Consider the following 11,711-nt stretch of genomic DNA (forward strand, 5'->3'; position numbering starts at 1 on the left):
GATCCGTGCGGGAAGTCCCCGAGACTGGTACGGACCGAAGTTCCCGGCGGCCCCCAGAATCCCGCCGGAATTACCGAAGCACGAAGAATGCAGAGCGGAGTCGGATGATGCGTACGCGCCCGCTGAAGGTGGCGTTGCTGGGTTGTGGTGTGGTGGGCTCCGAGGTGGCGCGCATCATGACGACGACGGCCGACGACCTCGCCGCGCGCATCGGTGCCCCGGTCGAGCTCGCCGGGATCGCGGTCCGCCGGGCCGGCCGGGTGCGTCCGGGCGTGCCCGAGCACCTGATCACCACCGACGCCGAGGCCCTGGTCAACCGGGGCGACATCGACGTGGTGGTCGAGGTCGTCGGCGGCATCGAGCCGTCCAAACACCTCATCCTGTCGGCGTTCGAGCGGGGCGCCTCGGTGGTCAGCGCCAACAAGGCGCTGCTCGCCAAGGACGGCACCGAGCTGCACGCCGCGGCCGCCGGGGCCGGGGTGGACCTGTACTACGAGGCCGCGGTGGCGGGCGCGATCCCGCTGCTGCGCCCGCTGCGCGAGTCCCTCGCGGGGGACAAGGTCAACCGGGTGCTGGGCATCGTCAACGGCACCACCAACTTCATCCTCGACAAGATGGACACCACCGGCGCCGGCTACTCGGAGGCGCTGGAGGAGGCCACCGCGCTGGGCTACGCCGAGGCCGACCCGACGGCCGACGTCGAGGGCTTCGACGCCGCCGCCAAGGCCGCGATCCTGGCCGGCATCGCCTTCCACACCAAGGTCACCGCGGCGGACGTCTACCGCGAGGGCATCACCGAGGTGACCGCCGCCGACATCGCCTCCGCCAAGGAGATGGGCTGCGTGGTCAAGCTGCTCGCGATCTGCGAGCGGGCGGCGGACGGCGAGTCCGTCACCGCGCGGGTCCACCCGGCGATGATCCCGCTGTCGCACCCGCTGGCCTCCGTCCGCGAGGCGTACAACGCGGTGTTCGTCGAGGCCGAGGCGGCCGGCCGGCTGATGTTCTACGGCCCGGGCGCGGGCGGCTCGCCGACCGCCTCCGCGGTGCTCGGCGACCTGGTCGCGGTCTGTCGCAACAAGCTGGCCGGCGCCACCGGTCCCGGTGACTCGGTGTACACGCAGCTGCCCGCCAAGCCGATGGACGAGGTGGTCACCCGCTACCACGTCAGCCTGGACGTGGACGACCGTGCGGGCGTCCTCGCCCAGGTCGCGTCCGTCTTCGCGGAGCACGGCGTCTCCATCGACACCGTGCGCCAGCAGGGCCGCGACGGCGACGCCTCGCTCGTCGTGGTCACTCACCGTGCCACCGACGCCGCGCTGTCGGCGACGGTCGACAAGCTCCGCGCGCTGGACAGCGTGCGGGACGTGGCCAGCATCATGCGGGTCGAAGGGGAGTAAGGAACAGCCATGAACGCCGTTGCCGAGAACGTCGTCCGAGGCGCGCACACCCACCAGTGGCGCGGCCTGATCGAGGAGTACCGGGACCGCCTGCCGGTCACCGCGGCCACCCCGGTGGTCACCCTGCTGGAGGGCGGCACGCCGCTGGTCCCCGCCCAGGTGCTGTCCGAGCGCACCGGCTGCGAGGTCTACCTCAAGGTCGAGGGCGCCAACCCGACGGGCTCCTTCAAGGACCGCGGGATGACGATGGCCATCTCCAAGGCCAAGGAGGAGGGGGCGCAGGCCGTCATCTGCGCCTCCACCGGCAACACCTCGGCCTCCGCCGCCGCGTACGCGGTGCGGGCCGGGATGGTCTGCGCGGTGCTCGTCCCGCAGGGCAAGATCGCCCTCGGCAAGATGGGCCAGGCGCTGGTGCACGGCGCCAAGATCCTCCAGGTGGACGGGAACTTCGACGACTGCCTCACCCTCGCGCGTGAACTGTCCGAGAAGTACCCGGTGGCGCTGGTCAACTCGGTGAACCCGGTGCGGATCGAGGGTCAGAAGACCGCGGCCTTCGAGATCGTCGACATGCTCGGCGACGCCCCGGACATCCACGTCCTGCCGGTCGGCAACGCGGGCAACATCACCGCGTACTGGAAGGGCTACCGCGAGTACTCCGCCGACGGCCTGGCCACGCGCACCCCGCGGATGTGGGGCTTCCAGGCCTCCGGCTCGGCCCCGATCGTGGACGGCGCGCCGGTGCTCAAGCCGCAGACCATCGCCACCGCGATCCGGATCGGCAACCCCGCCTCCTGGGACTTCGCGCTCGCCGCGCGGGACGAGTCGGGCGGCCTCATCGACAAGGTGACGGATCGTCAGATCCTGTCCGCCTACCGGCTGTTGGCCGCGCAGGAGGGCGTCTTCGTGGAGCCCGCCTCGGCCGCCTCGGTGGCCGGCCTGCTGGCCAAGGCGGAGGCCGGCCTGGTCGACCCGGGCCAGCGCATCGTCTGCACCGTGACCGGCAACGGCCTCAAGGACCCGGACTGGGCGGTGGCCGGCGCACCGCAGCCGCAGATCGTCCCGATCGACCCGGAGGCGGCGGCGCAGCGCCTGGGCCTGCTGGACTGACCTGCCGTCGGGCCCCGCGGGCGCCCGACGCCTCGACGGGCCGACCCTTTCGGGGGTCGGCCCGTCGATGTTCTCCGGTGACACTTTTGTGTCAATTACGCCGCGCATTCCGATCCGATTCCGGTACGCATTCCGGCCAGAAGCGGCAACACACCAGATCGGAGGACCACGGGGTGTACCACTGGGGAACCTCTCTTCGATACTCTGGGTTCGGCCGTGTGGCACATGCCCCGGGTCCGGCCTTCTCCAGGCCGCGCCAACGACCGTGACCGCCCGCCCCGCCGGGGCCTGCGGTCCATTCCCCGCCTTCGCACCGACGACGCGATCCGCGCCGCCCGATTTCCCCAGGAGAGTCCACCGCATGGCCGGTCCCGCGTTCCGTGCCGCCGCCGTCCGGGTCCGGGTTCCCGCGACCAGCGCCAACCTCGGCCCGGGCTTCGACGCCTTCGGCCTCGCGCTGGGCCTGTACGACGACGTGGTCGTCCGGGTCGCCGACTCCGGGCTCTCCATCGACATCGCCGGCGAGGGCGCCGAGACGCTGCCCCGCGACGAGCGCCACCTGCTGGTCCGCTCGATGCGCGCCGCCTTCGACCGCCTCGGCGGCCAGCCGCGCGGCCTCGAAGTGGTCTGTGCCAACCGGATACCGCACGGCCGTGGCCTCGGCTCCTCCTCGGCCGCGATCTGCGCCGGCATCGTGGCCGCCCGCGCGGTCACCATCGGCGGCCCGTCCGCGCTGGACGACGACGCGCTGCTGGCCCTCGCCTCCGAGCTGGAGGGCCACCCCGACAACGTCGCGGCCTGCCTGCGCGGCAACTTCACCATCGCCTGGACGGACGAGGAGTCGGCCAAGGCGGTCAGCCTGGAGCCCTCCGACCAGGTCGTCCCGGTGGTGTTCGTCCCCGCCGACGAGGTGCTCACCGAGACCGCCCGCGGCCTGCTGCCGAAGACCGTCCCGCTGACCGACGCCGCCGTCAACGCCGGCCGCGCCGCGCTGCTGGTCGAGGCGCTGACCAGGCGGCCCGAGCTGCTGCTCGCCGCCACCGAGGACCGCCTGCACCAGGACTACCGCTCCTCCGCCATGCCCGACAGCGCCGCCCTGGTGGGCGCGCTGCGCGCGGAGGGCGTCCCCGCGGTGATCTCCGGGGCCGGCCCGACCGTCCTCGCGCTCACCGACGAGGCGGGCGCCGACAAGGTGCTCTCCTTCGCCGGGCACCACGGCCACGGCGGCGACCCGGCGTTCGCCGCGCACCGCCTGGAGCTCGACCGGATCGGGGCCACCGTGCTCCCGCTGGACGGCTGAACGGCCCGTCCGGGCTGCTCGTCCGGCCCGGCCCGGCCACCTGCCGAGCCGGGCCGTCCGGACACGATTGGCAAGCGCAAGGCTGGGGAATGTCTGAGGGGGTCGGTAGTGTTAACCTCATTGCTGCACCAGGTGCCCTCCGGGGCTCGGTGCGCCGCGTCCCGATCCCAGCACTCCACTGCCGTGGAGTCGCGGCGATGCACGGGGCGACGATTCTCCGGGAGCCCACCGCAGCGCGTACGCAGCCTGCCTGCGCGACACGCGGCCGCATCCCGAAGCCGTGACGGCACCTGACTCCCACTCGCGGCCTCCCACCTTGAGGCCAGGACGGGCGGAGCGCGGTCCACCGTCACGCGACGGGGGCCCGGGATTCGCAGGCAAGCGTGGGGGTACGCCCGGTCGGCACACGACCGACCGGCCCGCCGCGCCACTCAGCACCACCGTGCTTCACGCACCGCACCTCGCAGCTCTCCCTCGACCGGCTTCCGCCTTTCGGGGGATCACCGCCTCGGACCGACGCAGTCGAGCGTCGGTCAGGACAGCACAACCGGTCGCCGAGCCAGACAGGCCGACGTCCGCTCCAGGGAAGGACCCTTAGTGAGCGACTCCACCGATCTGATGGGCGCGCGCCAGGACGCCGAGGCGTCGGACGCAGCCGCCGCCCCCGCGGCCCCGGCGCGGCGCCGCCGTACCGCCGCCGCTGGCCTGGACGGCATGGTCCTGGCCGAGCTGCAGAAGCTCGCCGGGGACCTGGGCATCACCGGTACCGGACGCATGCGCAAGAGCCAGCTGATCGAGACCATCAAGGAGAAGAGCGGCGGAGACCCGCTGCTCGCCGCCGGTGGTGCTCCGGCCGCCGCCACCAAGCGCACCGCCGCCAAGGCGGACGCCGCCGAGGCGCCGGCCGAGAAGCCGGCCCGCCGCACCAAGGCCGCCGCCGCTGCGGCCGCCGCGGCCCCGGCCGCCGCCGAGTCGCAGGCCCAGATCGAGATCCCGGTCCAGGCCGCCGCCGAGACCGCCGCGCCCGCCCGTGCCGAGCGCACCCGCCGCCGCGCCACCTCGGCCGCCGGCGCCCCGACCGCCGACGTCACGGCCGACGCCGCCGTCGTCGTGGCCGAGCCCAAGCAGGCCGAGACCCGCCAGGCCGAGACCCGCGCCTTCGAGGGCCGCGAGGAGGGCCGCACCGAGACCCGTCGCGACCGCCGGGACCGCCGGGACCGCAGCGACCGCCCGGAGCGGGCGGAGCGCCCCGAGCGCGCCGAGCGCCAGGACGGCGGCGAGGCCCAGGACGGCGACTCCCGCGAGTCGCGCCGCGACCGCCGCAACCGCCGCGAGCGCACCGACCGCCAGCCCCAGCAGGGCGGCGGCCAGCAGCAGGCCGCTCAGGGCGACGGCCAGCAGGCCCGCCAGGGCGGCCAGCAGACCCAGCAGCCGCAGGTCCAGCAGGGCGGCTACGACGACGACGAGTTCGGTGACGGCCGCCGCGGCCGCCGTGGCCGCTACCGCGACCGCCGGGGCCGTGGCGCCCGCCGCGAGGGCTTCGAGGCCGGCCCCGCCGAGCCGCAGGTCGGCGAGGACGACGTCCTGATCCCGGTCGCGGGCATCCTCGACATCCTCGACAACTACGCGTTCGTGCGCACCTCCGGCTACCTGCCGGGCCAGAACGACGTCTACGTCTCGCTCGCCCAGGTCCGCAAGAACGGCCTGCGCAAGGGCGATGCCATCACCGGCGCGGTGCGCCAGCCCAAGGACGGCGAGCGCCGCGAGAAGTTCAACGCCATGGTGCGGCTGGACTCCGTCAACGGCATGGACCCGGAGAGCGGCCGCGGCCGCCCCGAGTTCAACAAGCTCACCCCGCTCTACCCGCAGGACCGGCTGCGCCTGGAGACCGAGGCGGGCATCCTGACCACCCGGATCATCGACCTGGTGTCGCCGATCGGCAAGGGCCAGCGCGGTCTGATCGTCGCGCCGCCGAAGACCGGCAAGACGATGGTGCTGCAGGCGGTCGCCAACGCGATCACCCACAACAACCCCGAGTGCCACCTGATGGTCGTCCTGGTCGACGAGCGTCCGGAAGAGGTCACCGACATGCAGCGGTCGGTGAAGGGCGAGGTCATCTCCTCGACCTTCGACCGCCCGGCCGAGGACCACACCACCGTCGCCGAGCTGGCCATCGAGCGCGCCAAGCGCCTGGTGGAGCTGGGCCACGACGTGGTCATCCTGCTGGACTCGATCACCCGCCTCGGCCGCGCCTACAACCTGGCGGCGCCGGCCTCCGGCCGCATCCTGTCCGGTGGTGTCGACTCGACCGCGCTGTACCCGCCGAAGAAGTTCTTCGGCGCCGCGCGCAACATCGAGAACGGCGGCTCGCTGACCATCCTGGCCACCGCGCTGGTCGAGACCGGCTCGCGCATGGACGAGGTGATCTTCGAGGAGTTCAAGGGCACCGGCAACATGGAGCTCAAGCTCGACCGCAAGCTCTCGGACAAGCGCATCTTCCCGGCCGTCGACGTGGACGCCTCCAGTACCCGCAAGGAGGAGATCCTGCTCGGCAGCGAGGAGTTGGCCATCGTCTGGAAGCTGCGCCGGGTGCTGCACGCGCTCGACTCGCAGCAGGCGATCGAGCTGCTCCTGGACAAGATGAAGCAGACCAAGAGCAACGCCGAGTTCCTGATGCAGATCGCCAAGACCACCCCCGGCTCCAACGACTGACCGTAGCCGGACGGTTGTCGCCCACCGAACCCCGGATCGCGCGAGCGGTCCGGGGTTCGGTGCGTCCACCCGGCTTTGTTCCAGAGTTGGGACATCATGAGGCTTTTTGATCATCTTGTCCGTTTTACTCTGGACCGTATGGCCGAGCACAAGAGGGTCCTGACCCGCCGCCGCAAGATCCTGCGGGCGGCCGCCTGCGCGTTCGCCGCGCTCGTCGTCCTCGGCGCCGGAGCGGCCGGCTACGCGTACGTCAAACTCAACGGCAACATCAAGAGCGTCGACATCAACGCCCGCCTCGGCGACGCCCGCCCGCCGGCCGCCACCGACGGCTCGTTCAACGTCCTGGTGCTGGGCTCCGACTCGCGCAACGGCGAGAACGGCGACCTGGCCGGCGGCGACACCGGCGACACCGCCCGCTCGGACACCGCGATGGTGCTGCACGTCAACCAGGACCACTCGCACGCCGAGGTCGTCTCGATCCCGCGCGACACCCTGGTCACCCGGCCCGACTGCACCGATGCCGGCGGCAAGGCGGTGGCCGGCGCCAAGCGCGCGATGTACAACAGCGCCTTCGAGGCCGGCGGCGCGGCCTGCGCGGTCAAGACCACCGAGCAGCTCACCGGGCTGCGGATGGACCACTACGTGCAGATCGACTTCGCCGGCTTCGCCCGCGTCGTGGACGCGATAGGCGGGGCCACCGTGAGCACCACGGTGGCCATCCACGACAAGGACAGCGGGCTCGACCTGGCACCGGGCGAGCACCACCTCGACGGACAGCAGTCGCTGGCCTTCGTCCGCACCCGGCACGGCGTCGGCGACGGCAGCGACCTCGGCCGGATCGAACTCCAGAAGCAGATGGTGAAGTCGCTGCTCCAGCAGGCCGGCGGGATCGGGCTCTACTCCAACCCGGTCAAGCTCTGGTCGATCGGCGACACCATGACCCGCAGCATCACCACCGACTCCGCGCTGGGCTCGGTGAACGCCCTGGTGGGGCTCGTCCAGGAGCTCAAGGGGATCGGGCCGGACCAGCTCGGCATGGTGACCCTGCCGGTGGTGACCGCGCCCGGCGACCCCAACCGGGTGGTCGAGCAGCAGCCGCAGGCGGACCAGCTCTGGGCGGCCCTCAAGGCCGACCAGCCGGTCCCGCAGGCGATCGTCTCGGCGCAGCCCGAGAACCCCGCCCAGGCCGCCCCCACGGCCGCCCCCACGGCCCCGGCGAAGGCTCCCGCCCGGCGCTGAGCTGCGCCCGGAATATCCCGGAACACGACCCGGTTTGGGAAGATGCGGCCGGTCCTGGCAGACTGGTCCGTCGGTCCCGGTTCACGTGCGGCGCTCCCGCCGCCGACCCGGTGCCCTCCCGAACCTAGGAGAACCCCTTGAAGCCCAACGTTCACCCCCAGTACGTGGTCACCCGTGTGACCTGCACCTGCGGTGCCGAGTTCACGACCCGCTCGACCGAGGCCAGTGGCGAGATCCGCGCCGAGGTCTGCTCGCAGTGCCACCCGTTCTACACCGGCAAGCAGAAGATCCTCGACACCGGTGGCCGCGTGGCCCGCTTCGAGGCCCGCTTCGGCAAGCAGCACAGCGCGAAGGCCTAGCGCTCCCACGGCGCCGGTTCCCGGTGCCCCCGTACTCGTTCCGGGGGCGCTGGGGGCCGGCGCCGTTCGCATCCCCCCAGCACCCCCTCCAGCGGTTCGCACGACCGGCCGGTCCTCACCGGCTCCCAACGGTTCTCACGGGAAGAAGGCCCACTCCATGTTCGAGGCAGTCGAAGAGCTCCTCGTCGAGCACGCCGACCTCGAGAAGAGGCTGGCCGACCCGTCCGTCCACGCCGACCAGGCCAACGCTCGCAAGCTGGCCAAGCGGTACGCCGAGCTGACCCCGATCACCCGGGTCTACCGGCAGTGGCGACAGGCCGGCGAGGACATCGAGGCCGCGCGCGAACTCGCCGCCGAGGAACCGGAGTTCCTCGCCGAGGTGAAGGAGGGCGAGCAGCGCCGCGAGGGGCTGACCGAGGAGCTGCGGATGCTGCTCGTGCCGCGCGACCCGAGCGACGACAAGGACGTCATCCTGGAGATCAAGGCGGGTGAGGGCGGCGAGGAGTCCGCGCTGTTCGCCGGCGACCTGCTCCGGATGTACCTGCGCTTCGCCGAGCGGATCGGCTGGAAGACCGAGATCATCGACGCCAACGAGTCCGACCTCGGCGGCTACAAGGACGTCTCGGTGGCCGTGAAGACCAAGGGCAACACCGAGCCCGGGCAGGGCGTCTGGGCCCGGCTGAAGTACGAGGGCGGCGTGCACCGCGTGCAGCGCGTCCCCGCCACCGAGTCCCAGGGCCGCATCCACACCTCCGCGGCGGGCGTGCTGGTCACCCCCGAGGCGGAGGAGGTCGAGGTCGAGATCGTCGCCAACGACCTGCGGATCGACGTCTACCGTTCGTCCGGCCCCGGCGGCCAGTCGGTCAACACCACCGACTCCGCGGTCCGGATCACCCACCTGCCGACCGGTATCGTGGCGTCCTGCCAGAACGAGAAGAGCCAGCTGCAGAACAAGGAGCAGGCGATGCGCATCCTGCGGTCGCGCCTGTTGGCCGCCGCGCAGGAGGAGGCCGAGCGCGAGGCCTCGGACGCGCGTCGCAGCCAGGTCCGTACGGTGGACCGCTCCGAGCGGATCCGGACGTACAACTACCCGGAGAACCGCATCTCGGACCACCGCACGGGGTTCAAGTCGTACAACCTGGACCAGGTCCTGGACGGCGAACTGAACGCGGTGATCCAGTCCTGCGTCGACGCGGACGCGGCGGCCAAGCTCGCCTCGGCCCAACAGAACTGAGACCGGCGCGCCCCAGCCCGAGCGACGGCGCGAGCCGGAGCGCAGAAACAAGAGGTCGTACGGATGAACCTGCTGCTCGCCGAGGTGGCCCAGGCCACCCAGCGGTTGGCCGCGGCCGGCGTGCCGTCGCCGCGCTTCGACGCGGAGGAACTCGCCGCCTACGTCCACAACGTCAAGCGCAGCCAGCTGCACTCGGTGAAGGACGCCGACTTCGACGCCCGCTACTGGGAGGCCGTCTCCCGCCGCGAGGCGCGCGAACCGCTCCAGCACATCACCGGGCGGGCGTTCTTCCGCTACCTCGAACTGGAGGTCGGCCCCGGGGTGTTCGTGCCCCGGCCGGAGACCGAGACGGTCGTCGAGTGGGCCATAGACGCCGTCCGCGACATGGACGTGGCCGAGCCGCTGGTCGTCGACCTGTGCTCCGGCTCCGGCGCCATCGCGCTCGCCCTGGCCCAGGAGCTGCCGCGCTCGACCGTGCACGCCTTCGAACTCGACGAGGGCGCGCTGCAGTACACCCGGCGCAACATCGAGGCCAGCCCCGACCGCGCCCGGGTCACCCTGCACGCCGGTGACGCCACCCGGGCCTTCGCCGACGACCGCTCCTGGGACGGCCGCTTCGACCTGGTGATCTCCAACCCGCCGTACATCCCGCTCACCGAGTGGGAGTACGTCGCCCCGGAGGCCCGCGACCACGACCCGCAGATGTCGCTGTTCTCCGGCGAGGACGGCCTGGACACCATCCGCGGCATCGAGCGGGTGGCCGCCCGGCTGCTGCGCCCCGGCGGCGCGGTGGTGATCGAGCACGCCGACCAGCAGGGCGGGCAGGTCCCGTGGATCTTCAACGAGGAACGCGGCTGGACGGACACCGCCGACCACCGCGACCTGAACAACCGACCGCGCTTCACGACAGCCCGCAGGGCGTCGTTGTGACCAGCCGGGCCGCGGCAGCGCCGCTCGCCCGGCCGCGCCGTGAAGACCGTGCTGTGAACGCTGTGATGAGCCATTCCGGAAGGGGACCGCACCGATGAGCCGCCGTTACGACTGTGCCGACGCCGGGGACCGCGCCACCGGCCTGCGCGAGGCCGCCTCGGCCATTCGCCGGGGCGAACTCGTCGTGCTGCCCACCGACACCCTGTACGGGGTCGGCGCGGACGCCTTCTCGCCGGAGGCCGTCGGCGACCTGCTGGCCGCCAAGGGCCGCGGCCGCAACATGCCCTCGCCCGTGCTGGTCGGCTCGCCGACCACCCTGCACGGCCTGGTCACCGACTTCTCCGAGCAGGCCTGGGAGCTGGTCGACGCGTTCTGGCCGGGCGGGCTCACCCTGGTCGCCAAGCACCAGCCCTCGCTGCGCTGGGACCTCGGCGAGACCCGCGGCACCGTCGCCGTCCGGATGCCGCTGCACCCGGTCGCCATCGAGCTGCTGAACGCCACCGGCCCGCTGGCCGTGTCCAGCGCCAACAAGACCGGCGGCCCGTCCCCGGCCACCTGCGACGAGGCGCAGGCGCAGCTCGGCGACGCCATCTCGGTCTACCTGGACGGCGGACAGGCGGACCACGCGACCGCCTCGTCCATCGTCGACGTCACGGGCAAGGTCCCGGTCCTGCTGCGGGCGGGCGCGATCAGCGTCGAGCAGCTGAGGGAGGTCGTCCCCGACCTGGAGGCCGGCAGTTGACGCCCATCGCCTCGCTCCATGCCGGGCCCGGCATAGCGCCGTACCTGAGTGTGGGCCCCAGGCCGCTGGACCACTTCCGGATCCTGTTCGTCTGCACCGGCAACATCTGCCGCTCGCCGATCGCCGAGCGGCTCACCCGGCGTGAGCTGGACACCCGGCTCAGCCCCCGGGTGGCCGGCCGGATCCTGGTGGAGAGCGCCGGCACCTGGGGCCACGTGGGCGCGCCGATGGAGGACCACGCCGTGACCGTCCTGGACGAGTACGGCGCCGACAGCGGCGGCTTCACCGGCCGCGAGCTGCTGGACGAGCACGTGGTCGAGGCCGACCTGGTGCTCACCGCGACCCTGGACCACCGCGCCCAGGTCATCTCGATGGGCCACGAGGCGGGGCTGCGCACCTTCACCCTGAAGGAGTTCACCCGCCTGGTGCGGACGATCGACCCGGGCACCCTGCCCGACCCGCGCCGCGGCGCCGACGTCACCGAGCGCGCCCGCGCCCTGGTCCGGGCGGCCGCCGCGCTGCGCGGCTGGCTGCTCGCCGCCACCCCGGAGTCCGACGAACTGGACGACCCGTACGGGGCCCCGATCGGCATGTTCCGCAACTGCGGCGAGGAGATATTCCACGCGGTCGACCCGGTGGTCACCGCGCTCACCGGCGTGCCCGCGCTGCGCTGACCACCCGCGCCGCGAGC

The 11,711-nt window shown here is 72.6% G+C and carries 10 protein-coding genes; all 10 read left to right on the forward strand.

Annotated elements, in window-relative coordinates; genetic code table 11:
• The first annotated feature begins 104 nt into the window (after window positions 1–104).
• Entirely contained in the window at window positions 105–1,397 is a 1,293-nt protein-coding gene (locus ACFWPI_RS13260) for a homoserine dehydrogenase (RefSeq protein WP_363371883.1), read from the forward strand.
• A gap of 9 nt (window positions 1,398–1,406) precedes the next feature.
• A complete protein-coding gene (thrC, locus tag ACFWPI_RS13265) occupies window positions 1,407–2,504 on the forward strand; it encodes a threonine synthase (protein ID WP_063347816.1) in 1,098 nt (365 codons plus the stop codon).
• A 361-nt stretch (window positions 2,505–2,865) separates the two neighbouring features.
• Window positions 2,866–3,804, forward strand: coding sequence for a homoserine kinase (gene thrB / locus ACFWPI_RS13270; RefSeq protein ID WP_063347815.1), 939 nt, complete (start codon window positions 2,866–2,868; stop codon window positions 3,802–3,804).
• A gap of 597 nt (window positions 3,805–4,401) precedes the next feature.
• The gene (gene rho, locus ACFWPI_RS13275; RefSeq protein ID WP_380336756.1) at window positions 4,402–6,516 is read left to right on the forward strand and encodes a transcription termination factor Rho; all 2,115 of its coding nucleotides are present in this window, start codon (window positions 4,402–4,404) and stop codon (window positions 6,514–6,516) included.
• A 138-nt stretch (window positions 6,517–6,654) separates the two neighbouring features.
• Window positions 6,655–7,755, forward strand: a complete 1,101-nt coding sequence (locus tag ACFWPI_RS13280; protein WP_380372633.1) for an LCP family protein — start codon at window positions 6,655–6,657, stop codon at window positions 7,753–7,755.
• Window positions 7,756–7,892: 137 nt separating this feature from the next.
• Complete coding sequence (gene rpmE, locus ACFWPI_RS13285) at window positions 7,893–8,114, forward strand: 50S ribosomal protein L31 (protein ID WP_063347812.1); 222 nt, start codon at window positions 7,893–7,895, stop codon at window positions 8,112–8,114.
• A gap of 157 nt (window positions 8,115–8,271) precedes the next feature.
• On the forward strand, window positions 8,272–9,348 hold the full coding sequence (prfA, locus tag ACFWPI_RS13290) for a peptide chain release factor 1 (protein ID WP_380372636.1): 1,077 nt from the start codon (window positions 8,272–8,274) through the stop codon (window positions 9,346–9,348).
• Between the two features lie 63 nt (window positions 9,349–9,411).
• Window positions 9,412–10,278 carry a peptide chain release factor N(5)-glutamine methyltransferase gene (prmC, locus tag ACFWPI_RS13295; protein WP_063347810.1) on the forward strand — a complete coding sequence of 289 codons (867 nt, stop codon included), beginning with the start codon at window positions 9,412–9,414 and terminating at the stop codon, window positions 10,276–10,278.
• A gap of 94 nt (window positions 10,279–10,372) precedes the next feature.
• On the forward strand, window positions 10,373–11,020 hold the full coding sequence (locus ACFWPI_RS13300) for an L-threonylcarbamoyladenylate synthase (RefSeq protein ID WP_063347809.1): 648 nt from the start codon (window positions 10,373–10,375) through the stop codon (window positions 11,018–11,020).
• Between the two features lie 32 nt (window positions 11,021–11,052).
• Window positions 11,053–11,694 (forward strand): protein-tyrosine-phosphatase, encoded by a 642-nt coding sequence (locus ACFWPI_RS13305; protein WP_063351136.1) that lies wholly within the window; start codon window positions 11,053–11,055, stop codon window positions 11,692–11,694.
• Window positions 11,695–11,711: the final 17 nt, after the last annotated feature.

It is taken from the genome of Kitasatospora sp. NPDC058492, assembly GCF_042720685.1.
Classification (GTDB): domain Bacteria; phylum Actinomycetota; class Actinomycetes; order Streptomycetales; family Streptomycetaceae; genus Kitasatospora.